At 67.7% G+C, this 21,915-nt stretch carries 18 protein-coding genes; 13 read left to right on the plus strand and 5 right to left on the minus strand.

The genetic code is table 11. The features are described 5' to 3' along the window. Positions 1-18: 18 nt before the first annotated feature. On the plus strand, positions 19-2,013 hold the full coding sequence (locus CRT60_RS19145) for a PP2C family protein-serine/threonine phosphatase (RefSeq protein ID WP_098738141.1): 1,995 nt from the start codon (positions 19-21) through the stop codon (positions 2,011-2,013). A 66-nt stretch (positions 2,014-2,079) separates the two neighbouring features. Here CRT60_RS19145 and CRT60_RS19150 read toward each other — a convergent pair whose 3' ends face one another. Further along, on the minus strand, positions 2,080-3,243 hold the full coding sequence (locus CRT60_RS19150) for a DNA topoisomerase IB (protein WP_244592618.1): 1,164 nt from the start codon (positions 3,241-3,243) through the stop codon (positions 2,080-2,082). 139 nt (positions 3,244-3,382) lie between these two features. Here CRT60_RS19150 and CRT60_RS19155 point away from each other — a divergent pair, with 139 nt between their 5' ends. Further along, complete coding sequence (locus CRT60_RS19155) at positions 3,383-3,718, plus strand: hypothetical protein (protein ID WP_098738142.1); 336 nt, start codon at positions 3,383-3,385, stop codon at positions 3,716-3,718. 29 nt (positions 3,719-3,747) lie between these two features. On the opposite strand, the gene hemF is transcribed toward CRT60_RS19155, so the two are convergent. Then, positions 3,748-4,626, minus strand: coding sequence for an oxygen-dependent coproporphyrinogen oxidase (gene hemF / locus CRT60_RS19160; RefSeq protein WP_098738143.1), 879 nt, complete (start codon positions 4,624-4,626; stop codon positions 3,748-3,750). Continuing rightward, entirely contained in the window at positions 4,623-5,093 is a 471-nt protein-coding gene (locus CRT60_RS19165) for a tRNA (cytidine(34)-2'-O)-methyltransferase (RefSeq protein ID WP_098738144.1), read from the minus strand. The genes hemF and CRT60_RS19165 overlap by 4 nt, the downstream gene beginning before the upstream one ends. 271 nt (positions 5,094-5,364) lie before the next feature. Here CRT60_RS19165 and petA point away from each other — a divergent pair, with 271 nt between their 5' ends. From petA to CRT60_RS19185, 4 genes are all read left to right on the plus strand, one after another. Then, positions 5,365-5,934, plus strand: a complete 570-nt coding sequence (petA, locus tag CRT60_RS19170; RefSeq protein WP_098738145.1) for a ubiquinol-cytochrome c reductase iron-sulfur subunit — start codon at positions 5,365-5,367, stop codon at positions 5,932-5,934. A gap of 30 nt (positions 5,935-5,964) precedes the next feature. Continuing rightward, on the plus strand, positions 5,965-7,233 hold the full coding sequence (locus CRT60_RS19175) for a cytochrome b (protein WP_098738146.1): 1,269 nt from the start codon (positions 5,965-5,967) through the stop codon (positions 7,231-7,233). Further along, complete coding sequence (locus CRT60_RS19180; protein WP_098738147.1) at positions 7,233-7,994, plus strand: cytochrome c1; 762 nt, start codon at positions 7,233-7,235, stop codon at positions 7,992-7,994. Before CRT60_RS19175 ends, CRT60_RS19180 begins: the two co-directional genes overlap by 1 nt. Before the next feature lie 113 nt (positions 7,995-8,107). Then, positions 8,108-8,659, plus strand: coding sequence for a DUF924 family protein (locus tag CRT60_RS19185; protein WP_098738148.1), 552 nt, complete (start codon positions 8,108-8,110; stop codon positions 8,657-8,659). Positions 8,660-8,689: 30 nt separating this feature from the next. Here CRT60_RS19185 and CRT60_RS19190 read toward each other — a convergent pair whose 3' ends face one another. Continuing rightward, complete coding sequence (locus tag CRT60_RS19190; protein WP_098738149.1) at positions 8,690-9,568, minus strand: response regulator; 879 nt, start codon at positions 9,566-9,568, stop codon at positions 8,690-8,692. Positions 9,569-9,784: 216 nt separating this feature from the next. Between CRT60_RS19190 and CRT60_RS19195 the strand changes: the two genes are divergently transcribed. Then, positions 9,785-11,254 (plus strand): diguanylate cyclase, encoded by a 1,470-nt coding sequence (locus CRT60_RS19195; protein ID WP_098738150.1) that lies wholly within the window; start codon positions 9,785-9,787, stop codon positions 11,252-11,254. Here CRT60_RS19195 and CRT60_RS19200 read toward each other — a convergent pair. Continuing rightward, positions 11,226-12,686 carry a helix-turn-helix domain-containing protein gene (locus tag CRT60_RS19200; RefSeq protein WP_098738151.1) on the minus strand — a complete coding sequence of 487 codons (1,461 nt, stop codon included), beginning with the start codon at positions 12,684-12,686 and terminating at the stop codon, positions 11,226-11,228. The genes CRT60_RS19195 and CRT60_RS19200 overlap by 29 nt on opposite strands. A 230-nt stretch (positions 12,687-12,916) precedes the next feature. On the opposite strand from CRT60_RS19200, the gene CRT60_RS19205 reads away from it, so the two are divergent. The 6 genes from CRT60_RS19205 (at position 12,917) to CRT60_RS19230 (ending at position 21,912) form a co-directional block, all read left to right on the plus strand. Further along, positions 12,917-14,449 carry an acyl-CoA carboxylase subunit beta gene (locus CRT60_RS19205; RefSeq protein WP_098738152.1) on the plus strand — a complete coding sequence of 511 codons (1,533 nt, stop codon included), beginning with the start codon at positions 12,917-12,919 and terminating at the stop codon, positions 14,447-14,449. An 11-nt stretch (positions 14,450-14,460) separates the two neighbouring features. Then, positions 14,461-16,461 carry an acetyl-CoA carboxylase biotin carboxylase subunit gene (locus CRT60_RS19210; protein WP_098738153.1) on the plus strand — a complete coding sequence of 667 codons (2,001 nt, stop codon included), beginning with the start codon at positions 14,461-14,463 and terminating at the stop codon, positions 16,459-16,461. Between the two features lie 132 nt (positions 16,462-16,593). Continuing rightward, complete coding sequence (gene scpA / locus CRT60_RS19215; RefSeq protein ID WP_098738154.1) at positions 16,594-18,747, plus strand: methylmalonyl-CoA mutase; 2,154 nt, start codon at positions 16,594-16,596, stop codon at positions 18,745-18,747. Between the two features lie 169 nt (positions 18,748-18,916). Continuing rightward, positions 18,917-19,609 carry a DUF2161 domain-containing phosphodiesterase gene (locus CRT60_RS19220; RefSeq protein WP_098738155.1) on the plus strand — a complete coding sequence of 231 codons (693 nt, stop codon included), beginning with the start codon at positions 18,917-18,919 and terminating at the stop codon, positions 19,607-19,609. After that, a complete protein-coding gene (locus CRT60_RS19225) occupies positions 19,590-20,303 on the plus strand; it encodes a MarC family protein (protein ID WP_244592619.1) in 714 nt (237 codons plus the stop codon). The genes CRT60_RS19220 and CRT60_RS19225 overlap by 20 nt, the downstream gene beginning before the upstream one ends. A gap of 211 nt (positions 20,304-20,514) precedes the next feature. Continuing rightward, positions 20,515-21,912, plus strand: coding sequence for a cytochrome ubiquinol oxidase subunit I (locus CRT60_RS19230; protein WP_098738157.1), 1,398 nt, complete (start codon positions 20,515-20,517; stop codon positions 21,910-21,912). Positions 21,913-21,915: the final 3 nt, after the last annotated feature.

Consider the following 21,915-nt stretch of genomic DNA (forward strand, 5'->3'; position numbering starts at 1 on the left):
GGGGGCGGGCGCAATCCCATGACGTTCCAACAGCGTTTGATCCTGCTGGTCACCGGTCTGGTGCTGCTGGCGGTTGCGGCGGTCACCACGACGATGGCCTGGACGACGCGCGCCGCCCTGACCGAACGGATCGAGACGGAGGCGCGGCTGGCCGCCGGCCTGCTCGCCCGTGGCGCCGCCCAGTCCCGCGACATCCCGCAGGACGTCGACGCCCTGCTGTCGGAACGCCTGCTGTCGGAAGCGACGCTGACAGCGCATCTGGTGGCGCTGGCCGAAACTGCGAAGATGGCGCCGCGTGCCATCAACGACCGGCTGAAGCAGATCGCCGAGGCCGGCGGCCCGGACGAGATGTGGATCACCGACAACCGCGGCCGCGCCTATCTGCACAACCTGCCCGGCCCCGATCCGCTGTTCGGCCAGGATGCCAAGGGCGGCCCGCGCCATGGCGCCTATGCCGGCCTGCTCAACCGCTCCCCGGCGTCGGTGGTCTCCGAACCGGCGATGGAGAACGGCAAGCTGATGAAGTTCGCCGGGGTGGCCGGTGTCGACAAGCCGCGCATCGTGCAGGTCGGCGCCGACGTGCGGCGGCTGGGCGACCTGCTGCGCAAATCGGGGGCCGACGGGCTGGTCGACGGGCTGATCGCCACCCGCGCGGTGGAGGCGGCGTGGCTGCTCGACCGCGACGGCCGGGTGCTGGCCCGCGGCGCGGTGGTGACCGATGGCGCCGGTACGCCGCTGTCCGATGCCGACACCGCCGCAGCCAAGGCGGTGACGCCCGGTGGCGACGTGACCGTCCGCGTGTCGGGCAACAGCCTGCTGGCGCTGGCGCCGGTCAAATATGCCGGTCCGACCCCCACCGCCACTTCGGCGACCGGCGTGCCGGCGGTCGCCGCGGTGCGGGTGGCCTACGGCGAGCCGGGCGCGATGCTGAGCCGCCAGCTGAAGATCGGCGGGCTGGTCGGCATCTTCGTGCTGGCGCTGGGCGTCTATGCCTGCATGCGCTTCGCCCGCGACCAGATGGCCCCGGTGGAGCGGCTGGGCGAGGCGGTCAAGGCGATGGAGGCCGGGCGCTTCAACCCCTTGACCCTGAACGAGGCCGCCGGCCGCGACGACGAGTTCGGCCGGCTGTCCCGCGTCTTCCGCCGCATGGCGATGGAGGCGAACGCGCGCGAGGAGACCCTCGACGCCCAGCTGGTGATGCGCGGGGCGGAGCTTGAGACCAAGAGCGAGAAGCTGGCCGCCGCCGAACAACTGATCGAGGAGGAGCAGCGCGCCGCCCGCGACGTGCAGTCCGGCCTGCTGCCGCGCCAGCTTCCGGTCGGCCGCGACAGCCAGTTCTACGGCATCCTGCTGCCCGGACACACCGTCAGCGGCGACTTCTACGACGTGGTCGAGCTGGACGAGCGCCACAGCCTGCTGGTCGCCGCCGGCGTGTCGGGCGGCGGTGTGCCCGCCGCCTTCCTGATGCTGATGGTGCGCGGCGCCATCCGCGAGGCCGCCCGCCCCGGCGTTGGCCCGGCCGCCATCCTGACCCATGCCAACGAGCGCCTGTGCGGCGAGAGCCCCTTCAACGGCTTCGCCACCGCCTTCGTCGCCGTCTATGACCGCATCACCGGCACGCTGGTGCACGCCTCCGCCGGCCATCGCGGCGCCGCCCGCATCGCGACGGACGGCGCGGTGCAGTTCCTCTCCGAGGCCGGCGGCCCGGCGCTGGGCGTGCGCCGCGGCGCCCCCTACAGCGAGGCGACGGCGCTGCTGACGCAGGACGAGACGCTCTTCCTGTGCACCGACGGCGTGCTCCAGTCCGTCGACGGCCAGCGCGAGCCCTTCGGCGAGGCCCGCCTCGCCGCGGCCCTTGCCCACAGCCGCGGCATGTCGGCCCGCGACCGCACCGAGATGGTCCTGCGCACGGTGCAGACGCATGTCGGCGCGGATGGTATTCTTGCCGGCGATCTGGTGTGTCTGGTCATGCGCCGCCTGCTGCCGGTGACGGAGACGGCCGAGGCGGTTTGAGGGCCGGCAGTCTGAGAGCCGTTAGTCTGAGGGGGAGCGTCGGCTGGCGATGCTCCTGCCCGCCCCCTATTTCTTCCGCCGCGCGCCCTCCCGCGCCCGCGCCGCCGTCTCGCGCTCCAGCCTTTCGCGCAGGAAAGCCAGCACAGCGGCCTCCTCGCCGGTCAGGCCGGCCAGATCGTCGCGCAGTTCCGCCTCCACCTCCTGCTTGAGCGAGGCCAGCAGGCCGCCTTCCAGATAGGCGTCCAGCACCTCGGGATGGACGTAGCTCCTGCGGCAGACGCTGGGGGTGTTGCCCAGGCGGGTGGCGACCTGTTCGATGGCGCGGGTGACGTTGCGCTTGGCGGCGCTGGCGCTGTCGAAGCTCTCGAACTCCCGCAAGGCCATGGCTGCGAGGACGGTGCCGGCCCAGGTGCGGAAGTCTTTGGCGGTGAAGTCGGCGCCGGTCGCCTCGCGCAGATAGGCGTTCACGTCGCCGGAGGTCACGGCGTGGCGCTGGCCGTCGCGGTCGAGATACTGGAACAGCTCGTCGCCGGCCACATCGCGGCAGGCGGCGACGACACGGGCCAGCCGGCGGTCCTTCAACGCGACGTTCCATTCCTTGCCCGACTTGCCCTTGAAGGAGAAGCGGACCTCCGTCCCCTCGATCTCCGCATGGTCGTCGCGCAGGGTGGTCAGGCCGTAGCTGCGGTTCTCGCGGGCATAGGCCTCGTTGCCGACACGGATCAGCGTGGTTTCCAGCAGCCGCACCACCGCCGCCAGCACCTTCTCCCGCGGCAGGCCGCGCCGGCCGAGATCGGCGTTCACCCGCTCGCGCAGCTTCGGCAGGGCGTGGCAGAACTCCACCATGCGGCCGAACTTGGTGCCCTCGCGCAGCTCGGTCCAGCGCTGGTGGTAGCGGTACTGCTTGCGCCCCTTGGCATCGCGGCCGGTCGCCTGGAGATGGCCGTCGGGATCGGGGCAAATCCAGACGTCCTTGTAGGCCGGCGGGATCGCCAGCTTGCGGATTCGCGCCAGCGTGTCGTCCTCCGCCACCGGGGTGCCGTCGGGCCACAGGAAGCGGAAGCCCTTGCCGTAGCGCCGCCGCCGGATGCCGGGCGTCTCGTCGGCGCTGTAGGCCAGCCCGGCGCAGGCGGCTTCCTGTTCGGGAGAGGGGCCGTCCTTATCGGATGCGGCATCGGATGTGGCGCCATCGGATCTGGCGGTGTCGGGCGGGGGGAGGGGGCTGTCCATAAGGCCAACAACGGCCGGAACGGGCGTTGGTTTCCGCTACCCCCTTCGGGGAGGGTTTCTTCGCAGTTGCAAAAACCGTAGTGTTGCGACGCAAGATCCACACGACATCCCGACCCGATTCCGATTGGAGCGCCAGACCATGGACCGCAAGCCGGACGAGACGATTCTGACCGCCCACCTGCCGAACCTGGAAATCCAGATCCGGCACCGCGAGGCCGGGGAGGATGGGGCGGAGGTCATCGCCATCCAGCTGCGCGCCACGCCGTCCTTCGACGCCGTCGCCGGCATGCTGGCCCCCGCCATGATGAACCCGCTGCTGTTGGCCGGCCCTGCCTTCGATGCGCGGGCCGGGCAGGGCGGCGCCAACCCGATGGGGTCGGCCGCGGCCGATCTGTGGATGGCGCCAATGCGGCTGTGGGGCGAGATGGTGCGGCAGGCCTGGGCGCCCTGGCTCCAGATGGGACAGCGCCGTTAGATTAAGCCGCTAAGCTCAGCCCCTCACCGTCACGGCCACTTCACCTCGGGCGGCAGGCTCATCAGGATCGCCTCGGTGTTGCCGCCGGTCTTGAGGCCGAAGGTGGTGCCGCGGTCGTAGAGCAGGTTGAACTCGACATAGCGGCCGCGGCGGACCAGCTGGTGTTCGCGCTGCTCGGCGGTCCAGGGCCGGTTCATGTGCCGGCGGACCAGGGCGGCGTAGCTGTCGAGGAAGGCGGTGCCGACATCGCGGGTAAAGGCGAAATCGGCCTCCCAGTCGCCCGACTCGAGGTTGTCGAAGAAGATGCCGCCGACGCCGCGCGCCTCGCCCCGGTGCGGCAGGAAGAAATAGCGGTCGCACCACTCCTTATAGCGCGGGTAATAGTCCGGGTCGTGCCGGTCGCAGGCGGCGCGCAGGCCGGCGTGGAAGTCGGCGGTGTCGCGCTCGTCCTCCATCATCGGCGTCAGGTCGGCGCCGCCGCCGAACCAGCCCTTGGTCGTCACGATGTGGCGGGTGTTCATGTGGGTCGCCGGCACCAGCGGCGAGCGCATGTGCGCGACCAGGCTGATGCCCGCCGCCCAGAATTCGCCGGTTTCGGCCGCGCCGGGGATGTTGGCGCGGAATTCCGGACTGAAAGTGCCGTGGACGGTCGAGATGTTGACCCCGACCTTCTCGAACACCCGGCCCTTCATCACCGACATGGTGCCGCCGCCGCCCTCGCCGCCGCCATGGTCTGGACGGGTCCAGCTCTTGCGCTCGAACCGGCCGGGGGGCAGGTCGGCATGGGTGCCGGTCAGCTCGTCCTCCAGCGCTTCGAAGGACGCGCAGATGCGGTCGCGCAGCTCCTTGAACCAGGCGGCGGCGCGGGCCTTGCGCTCTTCGACGGTGCTGGGGGGTGCGTCAGTCATGGTGTTTCCGGCTGTGCGCAAGAGGATGCGGCAGTCTGCCGCAAGGCCTCACCCAACACCATTGCCGCGCTGACCGCAACGTTCAAGGAGCGGGCGGGCGGCACCATCGGGATCACCAGCCGGGCATCGGCGGCGTCATGCACCTCGTTGGGCACGCCTGCGCTCTCGCGGCCGACCAGCAGGCGGTCGCCGGGGGCGAAGCGGAAATCGGTGTAGGGAATCGCCGCCCGCGTGGTCAGCAGCACCAGCCGGCCGCTTTGCGGAGCCGCGCGGTACGCGGCCCACGAGCTGTGACGGGTCCAGTCGAGATGGTCGAGATAGTCCATCCCGGCGCGGCGCAACCGCCGGTCATCCAGAACGAAACCGCAGGGTTCGATCAGATCCATAGCCACCCCCAGCCCAGCTGCGAGTCGCATCAGGGTTCCGGCGTTCTGCGGAATGTCGGGTTCGAACAGCACAAGGCGCAACGCGGGCCTTGCCTCGAAGTGTTTGTTTTGCATACAAATGTTCTTGCCCCTGTACACGCGACAAATTGTCTCCCGGCCAAGGACTTTCCAAGATGTCGACGCGACGGTATACCGCAGCGCAGAAGCTGGAGATACCCACTCCGGACCGATGCGGCATGCCTGAGGGTTTTTCCTTCGGCGGGCGGGCGTGCCGTGTCATGCATAAAAATGGTCCATCGGTCGTCCGGCGCGGGCAAAGGGCGTCGGGCATGCCTTGAGGAGAAACAGGCTTATGGCTCAGACCACGCATCCGCCCGGGACGGGTGGCCACGCGGCCTCCAGCGGCGAGGGGGGTTCCCGCCGCGATTTTCTGTATCTTGCCACCGGTGCGGTCGGTGTCGTCGGGGCGGCCTCGGCTGCCTGGCCCTTCATCGACAGCCTGAACCCGGCGGCCGACACCCTGGCGCTTGCCTCCATCGACGTCGATCTGGCCCCCGTGGCCGAAGGTCAGGCGATCACGGTCACCTGGCGCGGAAAGCCTGTCTTTGTCCGCCACCGCACCGCCGAGGAGATCGAGTCCGCCAAGAAGGTCAATCTTGGCGACCTGCGCGATCCGGTTGCCGACGATGCCCGCGTGAAGAAGCCTGAATGGCTGATCGTCATCGGCATCTGCACGCATCTGGGCTGTGTGCCGCTCGGGCAGAAGGTCACCGATCCGCGCGGCGACTACGGCGGGTGGTTCTGCCCCTGCCACGGCTCGCACTACGACACCGCTGGGCGCATCCGCAAGGGCCCGGCCCCCGCCAACCTTGTCCTTCCGACGTACGCCTTCACCGGCGATACCAAGATCCGGCTCGGTTAACGCGGCCCAACGGTTCTGGAGACCCCCGAGATGGCTCAGGTTCAAGCCACCAAGTTCAAGAATCCCCTCGTGAACTGGATCGACAGCCGCCTGCCGATCTTCACGATGCTGGATCACGAGTACAACCACTACCCGATGCCGCGGAACGTCAACTATCTGTGGGCGTTCGGTGCGATTGCCGGCATCATGCTAATGATCATGATCGCCACGGGCCTGTTCCTGGCGATGCAGTACTCGTCCCACACCTCGCTGGCCTTCGATTCGGTCGAGCGCATCATGCGCGACGTCAATTACGGCTGGCTGATCCGCTATATCCACGCCAACGGCGCGTCGATGTTCTTTATCGCCGTCTACATCCACATGTTCCGCGCGCTCTATTACGGCTCCTACAAGGCCCCGCGCGAGATCCTGTGGATCCTCGGCGTCATCATCTTCCTCGTCATGATGGGCACCGCCTTCATGGGCTACGTGCTGCCGTGGGGCCAGATGAGCTTCTGGGGCGCCACCGTCATTACGAACCTGTTCTCGGCCTTCCCCATCGTCGGCGACCCCATCGTCACGCTGCTGTGGGGCGGCTTCTCGGTCGACAACCCGACGCTGAACCGCTTCTTCGCGCTGCACTTCCTGCTGCCCTTCGTCCTGCTGGGTCTGGTGATCCTGCACACGGCGGCGCTGCATGTCTGCGGCTCGAACAACCCGCTCGGCATCGACCCGAAGGGCCCGCAGGACACCGTTCCGTTCAACCCGTACGTCACGCTGAAGGACGGCTTCGCGGTGGTGATCTTCCTGATCGTCTTCGCGGTGTTCGTGTTCTTCATGCCGAACTACATGGGCCATCCGGACAACTACATCCCGGCCAACCCGCTGGTGACTCCGGCGCACATCGTACCGGAATGGTACTTCCTGCCCTTCTACGCCATGCTGCGCGCGATCCCGGACAAGCTGGGCGGCGTGCTGGCGATGTTCGGCTCGATCGCGCTGCTGGCCTTCCTGCCGTGGCTCGACCGCTCCAAGGTCCGCAGCTGCAAGTTCCGCCCGGTCTACCGCCAGTTCTTCTGGATCCTGGCTATCGACGCCCTGATCCTGGGCTATGCCGGCGCCATGCCGGCCGAGGGCTCCTGGCTGCTGATCGCGCGCATCGGCACCTTCTACTACTTCTTCCACTTCCTGGTCCTGCTGCCGGTGCTGGGCAAGCTGGAACGCACGCGTCCGCTTCCCAACAGCATCTCCGAGTCCATTCTGAAGGGCGGGGGCAGCATCGCCGCCGGCGCCCATGCCAAGCCGATGGAGAAGGCCTGATGCGCGCGTTGAAGACTGCAATTCTCTCGGCGGCGCTGGCTCTCGGCATCGCCGGGGCCGCGCAGGCCTCCGAAGGCGTGCACATCCCCAAGCAGACCTGGCCGCATGCCGGCATCTTCGGCACCATCGACAAGGCGGCGGCCCAGCGCGGCTTCCAGATCTACAAGGAAGTCTGCTCGGCCTGCCATTCCATGCGTCTGGTGCCGATCCGCACGCTGGCCGGCATCGGCTTCAAGGAAGACGAGCTGAAGGGCATCGCGTCGGGCTATGAGGTGCAGGCCGGCCCGAACGACGCAGGCGAGATGTTCATGCGTCCGGGTCTCCCGGCCGACCGCTTCCCGTCGCCGTTCGCCAACGACCAGGCGGCCCGCGCGTCGAACAACGGCGCCCTGCCGCCGGACCTGTCGCTGATGGCGAAGGCCCGCGTCGGCGGCGAGGATTACCTCTACGCCTTCCTGACCGGCTTCGAGGAGCCGCCGGCCGACGTCCATGTGATGCCCGGCATGAACTACAACAAGGTGTTCCCCGGCCATCAGGTCGGCATGCCGAACATCCTGCAGCCCGACGGCGTCACCTTCGCCGACGGCACCAAGGCGACGGTGGAGCAGCAGGCGCACGACGTGGCGACCTTCCTGACCTTCGTCGCGGAACCGCACCTCGATGCCCGCAAGCAGATGGGCGTCAAGGTCATCCTGTTCCTGCTGGTGCTGGCCGGCCTGATGTACGCCGCCAAGCGCAAGCTGTGGAGCACGCTGCACTGAGCCTGACGGCTTGGCTGAGGCAATTGGTATCTGGACAGGGCGCCCCTTCGGGCGCCCTGTTCTTGTTTGTGGGAGCGTGTCGTCGGGCGACGCAAGGCAAGGCGGAGAAGACAATGGTGGACAGTCTGATCGACGAGATCGTCGATTTCTGGTTCGACGAGGCGATGAAGCCCTACTGGTTCCGCAGGTCGGCCAGTTTCGACCGCGCGGTGGCCGACACGCTGGGCCCGCATTACGAGGCGGCGGCCCGCGGCGACTACGATGACTGGATCGAGGATGTCGACGGCTGCATCGCGCTGTGCGTTCTGCTCGATCAGGTGCCGCGGAACATGTTCCGCGACGACCCGCGCGCCTTTGCCACCGACGCCAAGGCGCGCGGTGTGAGCGAGCATGCCGTCGCCAACGGCTTCGATCTGGAATGCAACGAGGACGAGCGGACCTTCCTCTATCTGCCCTTCGAGCATCACGAGGACATGGGCAGCCAGGAGCGCTCCGTCACGCTGTTCACCGAGCGGGTGGGCGACGAGACGACGATCCGCTATGCCGAACGCCACCGCGAGATCATCGGGCGATTCGGCCGCTTCCCCCACCGCAACGCCGTTCTCGGCCGTGCGAGCACGCCGGAGGAGGAGGCGTTCCTCAAGGAACCCGACTCCTCCTTCTGAGGGCCTGCGTTCCTCAGGCCGGCAGCGACATCAAGCGGGCTGCGGCGCCAGCCAGCGCTCCAGCGCGCCCAGCAGGTCGGCACGGCGGACCGGCTTGGTCAGATAGTCGTTCATCCCGGCCGCCAGGCAGCGGATGCGGTCCTCGGGCTGGGCGTTGGCGGTGACGGCGATGATCGGGATGCGTGCCCGGTCGTCGCCCATCCGGCGGATGGTGGCGGTGGCGGTGGCTCCGTCCATGTCGGGCATCGCCACGTCCATCAGCACCGCCTCGGGCGGAACCGGCGCCTGGGCGACCGCCTCCACCGCCTCCGCCCCGCCATTGGCGGTCTCGACCGAGAAGCCGGCCTTGGCGAGCAGCCCAGCCACCACCATGCGGTTGGTGGCGCTGTCGTCCACCACCAGCAGCCTGCCGCCGCGTGACCGCGCCCAGTTCATCAGCAGCTCGCCGTCGGTGGTGCGGGAGGGCAGGGCCGCCGGCATGTCGAGCACCGCGCGCCGCGATCCGTCGGCATCCTCGGTCATGCTCATCTGCGCGCCCAGCCCCGCGAGCAGGCGGCGCATGAAATCCTTGTTGAACCCGTCCTCGCACTTGGCTTCATAGCGGCCATGCAGCTCCGCCCGGAAGACGACCGAGTCCTCGCCGGCCGGCAGGGCCGAGAGCCGCAGGCCGAGCCGGCCTGGTGCTGCGCTGGCGATGGCACTCGCCGCCAGCGCGTTGCACAGGCTGCTGACGGTCTCGGCATTGCCGATCAGGCGCGGCGGCGTGCCGGTCAGAACGCCGACATCCAGGGTGATCCCCCGCCCCTGCGCCAGGGCCGTGGTGGAAACCGCCAGCATGCGGGCCATCGCTTCCGGAGCGAACGCCGTCCCCCTGTGGTGGGGGGCGTGATGCAGAATGTCACCGTTCATGGCCCGCCATTGGCAAAATGCAAAGCAGCTTGCATCGATCGGGTCAGAAAAGGACCGAGGTCCGCGATTCGGCCGATCTTGCGACCAATTCTCAGCAAGTTGCGGGCCAGCGCGGCATCATTTCGCGAGCCGCGCGTGGAAAAGAGCGTTATCCTGCCGGGACATACTTGGGTAAGCCGACCAGGCTGCGTCGACCGACGCCGGAGAAGTGGCTGTATGGCAGATTCGATGTCCGGGAGAGCGGCAAGGCGGCTGCTGCAATGTCTGGCGGTCCTGGCGGTTCCGGTTCATCTCCTGATTGCCGCTGCGGCCTATGGTGCCGACAGCGCCAGCGGAGGCGTGACCTACTGCGCCGACCCCGATTGGCCTCCTTACGAAACCATCACCGCCGACGGCAGGCACCAGGGGATCGCCGCCGACCTGCTGGCCCTGGTGTCGGAGCGCTCCGGGCTGGCGCTCAGCCCGCTGCCGACCCGCGACTGGGAGGACAGCCTGGCGGCGGTGCGGGACGGGCGCTGCCGCTTCCTCAGCTTTCTCAACCGGACGCCGAAGCGGGAGGAATGGCTGGCCTTCACCGAGCCGCTGTTCGTCGATCCCAACGTGCTGGTAACGCGGGAAAGCCACGACTTCATCGCCGATCTCGCCGGGCTCGGCGGCGAGACGATGGTGCTTCCCAAGGGAACGTCGGTCGAGGAGCGGGTGCGCCGCGACTTTCCCGAGCTGCGCATCGTCATGGTCGACAGCGAGGCGGAAGCCTTCGCCATGGTGTCCCACGGCAAGGCCGACATGACGCTGCGGTCGCTGACCGTCGCCGTCTTCACCATCAAGACGGCCGGCTGGTTCAACCTGAAGGTCGCCGGCCATCTGCCGGGCTATGAGAATCTGTTGCGCATCGGCGTCCGCCGGGACGAGCCGGAGCTGCTGGCGGCGCTGGACCGCGGTGTCCGGACGATTTCCGCCGCCGAACGGACCACCATCGCCAACCGGCATGTCGCCATCCAGGTGCAGTCGCCGCTCGATCCGTGGACTCTGGCGAAGCTGCTCGCCATCCCGGCGGCGGTCATCCTGACCAGCCTGTTCTGGATCGTGAAGCTGATGCGGGTGAACGAGCGGCTGCGGGTGCAGTCGCGCACCGATGTGCTGACCGGGCTCGCCAACCGCAGCCATCTGAACGACGTCTGCCGTGCGGAGATGGAGCGCGCCGCCCGCTACGGCAGGCCGTTGTCGATCATCCTCGTCGATCTGGACCATTTCAAGCAGGTCAACGACCGCTATGGCCATGTCTTCGGCGACCGGGTGCTGATCGAATTCGCCGCACTGGCCCGCCAGGCGCTGCGCGGCACCGACACCGTCGGCCGGTGGGGCGGCGAGGAATTCCTGATCCTGTGCCCGGAGGCCAACCCGGAAGCGGCCTTCGCCCTGGCCGAGCGGCTGCGCCGGACGATCCGCGGCTACGACTTCTCCAACGGCCACCGGCAGACCGGCAGCTTCGGCGTCGCCGGAGTCCGCGACGGCGACAGCATCGACCGCCTGCTGATCCGGGCCGACAACGCGCTGTACCGGGCGAAGGACGAGGGGCGCGACCGCGTCGTCCTCGACAGCGACGACAGCGACGACAGCGACGGCGTTGAGGGCGGCGGCCGGCCCGGCAGGGCGTTCAGCCGGACGGCGTGTCCGGCGGGTTGAACAGGTAGGGCACGAAGCTGCGGTGATGCTCGTTCACCCGCAATTCGCTGCCGATCGGCGGGAAGGCGCGCTGCTGGCAGTCGGTGCGCTCGCACAGGCGGCAGTTGACGCCGATCGGCACCGCCGCCTTCAGGTCGGCGATGTCGATGCCGGCGGCATAGACCAGTTCCGGCGCGTGGCTCGCCTCGCAGCCCAGCCCGACGGCGAATTGCCGTGACGGCTTCAGATAGGCGCCGCCGCGCTTGGTCACCGTGCGGGCGATGCTGATATAGGCGGTGCGGTCCGGCATCTGGGCGAACTGCACCAGGATCTTGCCGGGCTGGGCGAAGGCCTCGTGCACGTTCCACAGCGGGCAGGCGCCGCCGAAGCGGGCGAAGTGGAAGCGCGTCGCCGAATGGCGCTTGGTGATGTTGCCGGCCATGTCGACGCGGACGAAATAGAAGGGCAGGCCGCGGGCTCCCGGCCGCTGCAAGGTGGACAGCCGGTGGCAGACCTGCTCGAAGCTGGCGGAAAAGCGGCTCTGCAACTGCTCGACATCGTGGCGCAGGGCGCGGGCCTGGGCCGCGAAGGCGCGGTAGGGCAGAACCAGCGCCCCGGCGAAATAATTCGCCAGCCCGACCCGGCAGATCGACCGCGCATCCTCGCTGGAGAATTTCGCCTGCTCCACCAGATCGTCGATCTGGTCGCCGAACTCCAGCAGCGCGATCTGGTTCGCCATGTGGAAGGCGCGGCTGGAGCTGGTCAGCAGGGCCGACAGGCGCAGCGTGCCGGTGGTGGCGTCGTAGCTGCGCATGGCGGTGTCGCCCGCCTCGTCGGCGACGATCTTCACCCGCACGTCGTGGCGCCGCTTCAGATAGGCGGCGAGTTCGTTCAGCAGCGATCCGGAATGGATCTTCTCGGTGTCCCACAGCCGTTCCGCCGCCTCGTCCAGCGGACCGATGTAGTTGTTGCAGTAGTGGAAATAGTCCCGGACCTCCTCATAGGGGAACTGCGGTCCGGCGAAGCTGTCGCCCCCTTCGCTGCTGGGTTCGCTGTTCGACAGGCTGTCGGTCAGCGACTGCACCCGCTCGTGCAGCTTCTGATAGGCCTGGTGCAGGCTCAGCACCCGGCGGGCCAGTTCCGGGCTCGACCCCACCACGCTGCGCAGTTCCGCCGCGGTCAGGGGCGCGCCGGTGAACAGCGGGTCGGCAAGCGCCTCCCGCAGGTCGGAGACCAGCCGGCTGTCCTCGTCCTCCAGGAAGGCGGACAGCTCCAGCTCGAAGGTGGCGGAGATCCGCATCAGCACCGGCAGAGTCAGCGGGCGCTGGTTGTTCTCCAACTGGTTGAGATAGCTGGGAGAAAGCTCCAGCGTCTTGGCGAGCGACGCCTGGGTCAGGCCGCGCTGTTCGCGCAGGCGGCGCAGCTTGTAGCCAAGGAACAGCTTCTTTTGCATGCGTATAAAATCCTGCCCGGCGCCGGCCTTGGAAATCAGCCGTTCTTCGCAATCTTAGCAAGCGCAAAGCGGCATTTGCAAAGGGCTTCGCAAGTTCGCACCTTTTTGCGAAGAGGCTGTTTGAAGCGCTGCGAAGTTTGTGAATAATCCGCGGCGTTCCGGTGAATGATTGCGTCGCTTGCCGCCGGAGCGGGGACCGTCACTGCGACGCCACATAATGGGAACGCCCGATGCAAGACATTCTGGCCAAGTTGGAGTCCAAGCGCGCCGCGGCGCGGCTGGGCGGCGGTGAGAAGCGCATCGCCGGCCAGCACGCCAAAGGCAAGCTGACCGCGCGCGAGCGGATCGAGCTGTTCCTCGACGACGGGTCGTTCGAGGAGTTCGACATGTTCGTCGAACACCGCTGCATCGACTTCGGCATGGAAAACCAGAAGGTTCCGGGCGACGGCGTGGTCACCGGCCACGGCACCGTCAACGGCCGCCTCGTCTTCGTCTTCAGCCAGGACTTCACGGTCTTCGGCGGCGCGCTGTCCGAAGCGCATGCCGAGAAGATCTGCAAGATCATGGATCAGGCGCTGAAGGTCGGCGCCCCGGTCATCGGGCTGAACGATTCGGGCGGTGCGCGCATCCAGGAGGGCGTCGCCTCGCTCGGCGGCTATGCCGAGGTGTTCCAGCGCAACGTCGATGCCTCGGGCGTCATCCCGCAGATCTCCCTCATCATGGGGCCGTGCGCCGGCGGTGCGGTGTATTCGCCGGCCATGACCGACTTCATCTTCATGGTGAAGGACAGCTCCTACATGTTCGTCACCGGCCCCGACGTGGTGAAGACGGTCACCCACGAGGTCGTGACCGCCGAGGAGCTGGGCGGCGCCGTCACCCACTCCACCAGGTCGGGCGTCGCCGATCTGGCCTTCGAGAACGATGTCGAGGCCCTGCTCCAGCTGCGCCGCTTCGTCGATTTCCTGCCGTCGTCGAACCGCGAGAAGGCACCGGTCCGCCCCTGCGCCGACCCGCTCGACCGCGAGGATTTCTCGCTCGACACGCTGGTGCCGGAGAACCCGAACAAGCCCTACGACATGAAGGAGCTGATCCTCAAGATCGTCGACGAGGGCGACTTCTTCGAACTCCAGCCGGAATACGCCAAGAACATCCTGATCGGCTTCGCCCGGATGAACGGCTCCACGGTCGGCATCGTCGCCAACCAGCCGATGGTGCTCGCCGGCTGCCTCGACATCGACAGCTCCAAGAAGGCGGCGCGCTTCGTCCGCTTCTGCGATGCCTTCGAAATTCCGATCCTGACCCTGGTCGACGTCCCCGGCTTCATGCCCGGCACCAGCCAGGAATATGGCGGCATCATCAAGCACGGCGCCAAGCTGCTGTACGCGTACGCCGAGGCCACCGTGCCGAAGGTGACCGTCATCACCCGCAAGGCGTACGGCGGCGCGTACGACGTGATGTCGTCCAAGCATCTGCGCGGCGACCTCAACTATGCCTGGCCGTCGGCTGAAATCGCGGTGATGGGCGCCAAGGGTGCCGTGGAAATCATCTTCCGCAGCGACATCGGCGACGCCGAGAAGATCGAGGCGCGTACGGAAGAGTACAGGCAGAAGTTCGCCAATCCCTTCGTCGCCGCGTCGCGCGGTTACATCGACGACGTCATCATGCCGCACGGAACCCGCCGCCGCATCACGAAGGCGCTGTCCATGCTGAAGAACAAGCAGCTCCAGACCCCCTGGCGCAAGCACGACAACATTCCGCTGTGAGGGCCGGCAGCATGTTCGAGAAGATCCTCATCGCCAACCGTGGCGAGATCGCCTGCCGCGTCATCCGCACGGCACGCCGCATGGGCATCAAGACCGTCGCGGTCTATTCCGACGCCGACAGGAACGCGCTCCATGTCGAGATGGCCGACGAGGCCGTCCACATCGGCGCCGCCCCGTCCGCCCAGAGCTATCTGCTGATCGACAGGATCGTGGATGCCTGCAAGCGGACCGGCGCCCAGGCCGTCCATCCCGGCTACGGCTTCCTGTCTGAGAAGCGCGAGTTCCAGGAGGCGCTGGCGGCCGCCGGCATCGCCTTCATCGGGCCGGACGCCCACGCCATCCAGGCGATGGGCGACAAGATCGAGTCCAAGAAGCTGGCCAAGGCCGCCGGCGTCTCCACCGTCCCCGGCTATCTCGGCGTCATCGCCGACGATTCGGAAGCGGTGACCATCGCCCGCGACATCGGCTATCCGGTGATGATCAAGGCCTCGGCCGGCGGTGGCGGCAAGGGCATGCGCGTTGCCTGGAACGACGAGGAGGCGCGCGAGGGCTTCCGCTCGGCCACCAACGAGGCGCGCTCCAGCTTCGCCGACGACCGCGTCTTCGTCGAAAAGTACATCCAGCAGCCGCGCCACATCGAAATCCAGCTGCTGGCCGACGGGCAAGGCACCTGCCTGTACCTGCACGAGCGCGAATGCTCGATCCAGCGCCGGCACCAGAAGGTCATCGAGGAGGCGCCGAGCCCGTTCCTCGACGCCGCCACCCGCAAGGCGATGGGTGAGCAGGCGGTGGCGCTCGCCAACGCGGTGCAGTACAAGTCGGCCGGCACGGTGGAATTCATCGTTGATGCCGAGCGCAACTTCTACTTCCTGGAGATGAACACCCGTCTCCAGGTCGAGCATCCGGTCACCGAGCTGATCACCGGCCTCGATCTGGTCGAGCTGATGATCCGCGTCGCCGCCGGCGAGAAGCTGACGCTCCGCCAGGAGGACGTGCAGCTGAACGGCTGGGCCGTCGAGGCGCGCGTCTATGCCGAGGATCCCTTCCGCAACTTCCTGCCCTCGACCGGCCGCCTGACCCATTACCGGCCGCCGGCCGCCGGCCCGAACGTCCGCGTCGACACCGGCGTGTTCGAGGGCGGCGAGATCTCGATGTATTACGATCCGATGATCGCCAAGCTCTGCAGCTGGGGGCAGACGCGCGACGAGGCCATCGCCGAAATGCGCGAGGCGCTGGACCAGTATTACATCCGCGGCGTCAGCCACAACATCCCGTTCCTGGCCTCGCTGATGGCGAACCAGCGCTTCGTCGACGGGCGGCTGACCACCAACTTCATCGCCGAGGAATATCCGAACGGCTTCCACGCCACCGACCTGCCGCCGGAAGACCCGGCGGTGCTGGTCGCGGTGGCGGCGGTGATCCACCGCAGCCTGAACGACCGCGACATCCAGATCTCCGGCAAGATGCCCGGCAGCAAGGTGACGGTGCGCGACGACTGGGTGGTGGTGCTGGACGGCACCCGGCATCCGGTTCACCTGCATGCCGCCGGGGGCAATGCGCAGCGCATCGGCTACACCGTCGATGTCGGCGGCACCCACCACACGGTGCGGAGCGACTGGCGGATCGGCGAGCCGCTGTTCCGCGGCACGGTGAACGGGCGGCATGTCTGCGTCCAGATCGACCGCGTCGGCATCGGCTATCGCCTGCACCACAGCGGGTCGCAGGCCATCGTCAAGGTGCTGACGCCGAAGGCGGCCAAGCTGGACGAGCTGATGCCGGTCAAGGCGCCGCCGGACATGTCGAAGTTTCTGCTGTCGCCGATGCCGGGCCTGCTGGTGTCGCTGGCGGTGTCGGAAGGCCAGGAGGTCAAGGCCGGGGAGGTGCTGGCCGTGGTCGAGGCGATGAAGATGGAGAACATTCTGCGCGCGTCGCAGGACGGGACGGTCGCGAAAATCCACGCGGCGCCGGGCAGCAGCCTGGCGGTCGATCAGAAGATCGTGGAATTCGCGTAACCGTATAAGAATAAGAAACGCAATCGAGAGGAAGCGTCGCCCCTGCCCCCCATCCGGACGCCGGATGGGGGGCATCGGGGGGACCGCACTGCCAACATTACCTGCGCCATAAGAAGCCATCAGGAGGCGTCGATGACCGAGTTCCCGCAGAAGACCCTTGCCGACTGGGACAAGCTGGCCGCCAAGGATCTCGGCGCCGACGGCGACATTTCCAAGCTGGTCTGGAAGACCCCGGAGGGGCTGGACGTCAAGGCGCTCTACACCGCCGCCGACCTGGAAGGGCTGGAGCTGGACACGCTACCCGGTTTCCCGCCCTTCACCCGCGGCCCGCGCGCCACGATGTATGCGGTGAAGCCCTGGACCATCCGGCAATATGCCGGCTTCTCCACTGCGGAGGAGTCGAACGCCTTCTACAAGGCCAACCTCAAGGCCGGCCAGATGGGCCTGTCGGTGGCATTCGACCTCGCCACCCACCGCGGCTATGACAGCGACCATCCGCGCGTCGTCGGCGATGTCGGCAAGGCCGGCGTGGCCATCGACAGCGTCGAGGACATGAAGGTTCTGTTCGCCGACATCCCGCTCGACAAGATGTCGGTGTCGATGACGATGAACGGCGCCGTTCTGCCGATCCTGGCCGGCTACATCGTCGCGGCGGAAGAGCAGGGCGTCTCCCAGGACAAGCTGAGCGGCACCATCCAGAACGACATCCTCAAGGAGTTCATGGTCCGCAACACTTACATCTACCCGCCCGAACCCTCGATGCGGATCATCGCCGACATCATCGAGTACACCTCCCAGCATATGCCGAAGTTCAACTCGATCTCGATCTCCGGCTATCACATGCAGGAGGCCGGCGCGACGGCGGTGCAGGAGCTGGCCTTCACCATCGCCGACGGTCTCGAATATGTCCGCGCCGCGATGTCGAAGGGGTTGGCCGTGGACAAGTTCGCGCCGCGCCTGTCCTTCTTCTTCTCCATCGGCATGAATTTCTTCATGGAGATCGCCAAGCTGCGCGCCGCGCGCCTGCTGTGGTCGTCCCTGATGCAGGAGAAGTTCCAGCCGAAGGACACGCGCTCGCTGGCCCTGCGCACCCATTGCCAGACCTCGGGCGTCTCGCTGACCGAGCAGGACCCCTACAACAACGTCATCCGCACCACCATCGAGGCGATGGCGGCGGTGCTGGGCGGCACCCAGTCGCTGCACACCAACGCCTTCGACGAGGCGCTGGGCCTGCCGACCAAGACCTCGGCCCGCATCGCCCGCAACACCCAGCTGATCATCGCGGAGGAGGCCGGCGTCACCAAGGTGGTCGATCCGCTCGGCGGCTCCTTCTACATCGAGCATCTGACCCACAGCCTCGCCAACGCTGCGCTGGAACTGATCGGCCGGGTCGAGGAGATGGGCGGCATGACCAAGGCGGTCGAGAGCGGCATGCCCAAGCTGCTGATCGAGGAGGCCGCCGCCCGCCGTCAGGCCGCCATCGACCGCGGCGAAGAGGTGATCGTCGGCGTCAACAAGTACCGTCCGGAGAACCCCGAGGGGGTGGACGTGCTGGACATCGACAACACCGCCGTCCGCGAGGCGCAGATCGCCCGCCTGAAGCAGATCCGCGCCACCCGCGACGAGGCCAAATGCCAGGCGGCGCTGGCGGCGCTGACCGAGGCCGCCGCGGCGAAGACCGGCAACCTGCTGGCCCTGTCGGTCGAAGCCACCCGCGCCCGCGCCACCGTCGGCGAGATCTCCGACGCGCTGGAAAAGGCCTTCACCCGCCATGTCGCCGTCATCCGCTCGGTGTCGGGCGTCTACGGCTCGGCCTATGAGGGCGACGAAGGCTTCAGGAAGATCCAGGAGGAGGTGGCGTCCTTCGCCGCCGAGGAAGGCCGCCGGCCGCGCATCCTGGTGGTGAAGATGGGCCAGGACGGCCACGACCGCGGCGCCAAGGTGATCGCCACCAGCTTCGCCGACATCGGTTTCGACGTCGACATCGGCCCGCTGTTCCAGACCCCGGACGAGGCGGCGCGGCAGGCAGTGGAGAACGACGTGCACGTCATCGGCGTGTCGTCCCAGGCCGCCGGCCACAAGACGCTGGTGCCGCAGCTGATCGAGGAACTGCGCCGCCAGGGCGCCGGCGACATTCTGGTCGTCTGCGGTGGTGTGATTCCGCCGCAGGATTACGACTTCCTCTACAAGGCCGGTGCCGCGGCCATCTACGGTCCGGGCACCAACATCCCGAAGGCGGCGTCGGACATACTGGGGATCCTGCGCAAGCAGAAGACGGCGGCTTGACGCCTCCATGCAGCTGACTTAAGCCCTCTCCCGTCCCGGGAGAGGGAGGGGACCCGCCGCAAGCGGGGAGGGTGAGGGGTGGGGCAAGGAACCTGAACCGCATGGTTTCTTGCCCCACCCCTCACCCGGCGTTTCGCGCCACTCTCTCCCGGGGCGGGAGAGGGGATTGATGACCGTCACCGCCGAAACCGACCTCTACGCCCCGGTCAAAGCCTTCCTCGAAGCCCAGGGTTACGACGTGAAGGCGGAGATCCGGGGCTGCGATCTCGTCGCCACGCGCGGGGACGAGCCGCCGGTGATCGTCGAGCTGAAGAAGCGCTTCACCCTCGACCTCGTGCTCCAGGGGGTGGACCGGTTGGCGGTCAGCGACAGCGTTTATCTCGCCGTGCCGCAGCCGGGGCGCAAGGCGACCGGGCCGTCTCCCCTCGATGGCGACGTGAAGAAGCTCTGCCGCCGGCTCGGGCTCGGCCTGCTGATGGTCGATCCGGGGCTGGCCGAGGGGCAGCAGGTCACCGTGCTGCTCGACCCCGTCCCCTACACCCCGCGCAAGGACAAGAAGCGCACCGTCCGCCTGCTCGGCGAGCATGCCCGCCGGGTCGGCGATCCCAACCGGGGCGGCTCCACCCGCGTCGCCATCGTCACCGCTTATCGCCAGGACGCGCTGCGCATCGCCCGCCTGCTGCGCGGCGGGCCGCTGACCGTCGCCGCCCTGCGCAAGGCCGGGGCGCCGAAGGATGTCGGGGCGATGCTGTTGCGCAACGTCTATGGCTGGTTCGAGCGGGTCGGGCGCGGCACCTACGGCCTGACCCCGGCCGGCATCCAGGGGGTTGAGGCCTTCGCCCATGCCCTGGCGGAGGCGTGACACTCTGCACCGCCAAGCCTATGATCGTCGCCACCCGATCCACGATGCCATCAGGCTGGAGCCCGCTTTGTCGGACTACATCAGCAATCTCGTCGTTTTTTTCGTCGTCGTCGATCCGCCGGGGCTGGTGCCGCTGTTCATCGCGCTGACCCGTGGCTTCGATGACCGGCACAAACGGATCATCGCGCTGCGCGGCACCGCCATCGCCTTCGTGGTGCTGGTCTTCTTCGCCTATTTCGGCAAGGTCGTGCTGGAAACGCTGTCCATCGAGATGCCGGCCTTCCGCATCGCCGGCGGGGCGCTGCTGTTCTGGATCGCCTTCGAGATGCTGTTCGCCAAGCGCTCCGAGCGCAAGGAGCGTGACACCGGCGAGGCGATGACCGACGAGGACGCGCACGACATCGCCGTCTTCCCGCTGGCGGTGCCGCTGATCGCCGGTCCCGGCGCCATCACCTCGATCCTGCTGCTGATGGACCGCGCCGGCACCACGGCGGCGGGACAGGTCAGCGTGCTTGGGGCGGCGGCGACGGTGATCGGCGGGGTAACGCTGATCCTGCTGGGGGCGGACCGGGTCGGGCGGCTGCTCGGCCGCACGGTGATCCACACGGTCAGCCGGGTGCTCGGCATCGTGTTGGCCGCTCTCGCCGCGCAGACGGTGATATCCGGCATCACCGCGGTATATCCCCCACATTGATTGGCCGCCCCACCGATCGAATCGTCCAAAGTGGCAGCGCGTCTCTGCCAGCGCTTCCTCGCTACCGCTTCCCGTAGTCCTGCCCAAGCCCGAAAGACCAGTCCCCCTTTCCGGTCCAATCGCTCACTCTACATGGCCACCTGCCACGTCCGCGCCGGCTCTTGTTCTGGCGCAGGCGTATCATCGCGCCCAAACACAAGAGGCGGCGGCCATGGACCTCGACCCGCTGATCCTGTCGCGGATTCAGTTCGCGTTCACGATCTCCTTCCACATCCTGTTCCCCAGCTTCACGGTTGGGCTCGCCTGCTGGATCGCGCTTCTGGAAGCGCTGTGGGTCGGCACCGGCAAGGGCATCTACCGCAGCCTGTCGGAGTTCTGGACCCGCATCTTCGCGCTGTCCTTCGGTCTGGGCGTGGTGTCGGGCATCGTCATGTCCTACCAGTTCGGCACCAACTGGAGCCGCTGGTCGGACACGGTGGGCAACGTGCTGGGGCCGCTGATCCAGTACGAGGTGGTGACCGCCTTCTTCCTGGAGGCCGCCTTCCTCGGCATCCTGCTGTTCGGGCGCGACCGGGTGCCGCGCGGCATCCACCTGATGGCGGCCTGTCTGGTGGCGCTGGGCACGTTGCTGTCGTCCTTCTGGATCCTGTCGGCCAACAGTTGGATGCACACCCCGGCCGGCTTCGAGATCAAGGACGGCCGCTATTTCGTCACCGACTGGTGGCAGGTGGTGTTCAACCCGTCCTTCCCCTATCGCCTCGCCCACATGGTGACGGCGATGTTCCTGACCACCAGCTTCGTCGTTGCCGGCATCAGCGCCTTCTACCTGCTGAAGCGCCGGCATTTCGACCATGCCAAGCTGGGGCTCGGCATGGCGCTCTCCCTCATCACCGTGCTGGCGCCCTTGCAGATCTTCCTCGGCGACGAGCATGGGCTGAACACGCTGGAGCATCAGCCGGCCAAGATCGCGGCGATGGAAGGCAATTGGGAGGGCGGTCCGCGCGCCCCGCTGGTGCTGTTCGCCATCCCCGACGTGGAGATGGAGACCAACCATCTGGAGATCGGCATCCCGGCCCTGTCCAGCCTGATCCTGACCCACGATTTCAACGGCAGCGTCCCGGGCCTGAAGCAGTTCCCGGCCGACGAGCGGCCCGACCCGCGCATCGTCTTCTGGACCTTCCGCCTGATGGTCGGCATCGGTTTCCTAATGCTGACGGTGGCGGCGGTGCATCTGGTGCTGAGGGTCCGCGGCCGGCTCTACAGCAGCGACTGGTTCAACCGCATCCTGGTCGGCTGCATGCCCGTCGGCTTCGTCGCCATCCTGGCCGGCTGGTTCACCACCGAGATCGGGCGCCAGCCCTGGGTCGTCTACGGCCATCTGCGCACCGCCGACGCGGTAACCCCGTCCTTGACCACCGGGGCGGCGCTGGTCTCGCTGATCTCCTTTGTCGTCGCCTACACCATTATCTACGGCGCCGGGACCTATTACCTGATCCGCCTGCTGCGCAGCGGCCCGACCCATGTCCACGACGCCCGGCATCCGCCGGAGGCGCAGAGCCCGAAGCGCCCGCTGTCGGCCGCCGATCCTTCCATCGAAGCCGCGGAGTAAGCC

Source organism: Azospirillum palustre, from assembly GCF_002573965.1.
GTDB classification, from domain to species: Bacteria; Pseudomonadota; Alphaproteobacteria; order Azospirillales; family Azospirillaceae; genus Azospirillum; species Azospirillum palustre.

Excerpts from the sequence above, each read along its gene's own strand:
- CRT60_RS19145 (WP_098738141.1), top strand. The coding sequence starts at position 19 with ATGACGTTCCAACAGCGTTTGATCCTGCTGGTCACCGGTCTGGTGCTG.
- CRT60_RS19150 (WP_244592618.1), bottom strand. The coding sequence starts at position 3,243 with ATGGACAGCCCCCTCCCCCCGCCCGACACCGCCAGATCCGATGGCGCC.
- CRT60_RS19155 (WP_098738142.1), top strand. The coding sequence starts at position 3,383 with ATGGACCGCAAGCCGGACGAGACGATTCTGACCGCCCACCTGCCGAAC.
- hemF (WP_098738143.1), bottom strand. The coding sequence starts at position 4,626 with ATGACTGACGCACCCCCCAGCACCGTCGAAGAGCGCAAGGCCCGCGCC.
- petA (WP_098738145.1), top strand. The coding sequence starts at position 5,365 with ATGGCTCAGACCACGCATCCGCCCGGGACGGGTGGCCACGCGGCCTCC.
- CRT60_RS19175 (WP_098738146.1), top strand. The coding sequence starts at position 5,965 with ATGGCTCAGGTTCAAGCCACCAAGTTCAAGAATCCCCTCGTGAACTGG.
- CRT60_RS19180 (WP_098738147.1), top strand. The coding sequence starts at position 7,233 with ATGCGCGCGTTGAAGACTGCAATTCTCTCGGCGGCGCTGGCTCTCGGC.
- CRT60_RS19185 (WP_098738148.1), top strand. The coding sequence starts at position 8,108 with ATGGTGGACAGTCTGATCGACGAGATCGTCGATTTCTGGTTCGACGAG.
- CRT60_RS19190 (WP_098738149.1), bottom strand. The coding sequence starts at position 9,568 with ATGAACGGTGACATTCTGCATCACGCCCCCCACCACAGGGGGACGGCG.
- CRT60_RS19195 (WP_098738150.1), top strand. The coding sequence starts at position 9,785 with ATGGCAGATTCGATGTCCGGGAGAGCGGCAAGGCGGCTGCTGCAATGT.
- CRT60_RS19200 (WP_098738151.1), bottom strand. The coding sequence starts at position 12,686 with ATGCAAAAGAAGCTGTTCCTTGGCTACAAGCTGCGCCGCCTGCGCGAA.
- CRT60_RS19205 (WP_098738152.1), top strand. The coding sequence starts at position 12,917 with ATGCAAGACATTCTGGCCAAGTTGGAGTCCAAGCGCGCCGCGGCGCGG.
- CRT60_RS19210 (WP_098738153.1), top strand. The coding sequence starts at position 14,461 with ATGTTCGAGAAGATCCTCATCGCCAACCGTGGCGAGATCGCCTGCCGC.
- scpA (WP_098738154.1), top strand. The coding sequence starts at position 16,594 with ATGACCGAGTTCCCGCAGAAGACCCTTGCCGACTGGGACAAGCTGGCC.
- CRT60_RS19220 (WP_098738155.1), top strand. The coding sequence starts at position 18,917 with ATGACCGTCACCGCCGAAACCGACCTCTACGCCCCGGTCAAAGCCTTC.
- CRT60_RS19225 (WP_244592619.1), top strand. The coding sequence starts at position 19,590 with ATGCCCTGGCGGAGGCGTGACACTCTGCACCGCCAAGCCTATGATCGT.
- CRT60_RS19230 (WP_098738157.1), top strand. The coding sequence starts at position 20,515 with ATGGACCTCGACCCGCTGATCCTGTCGCGGATTCAGTTCGCGTTCACG.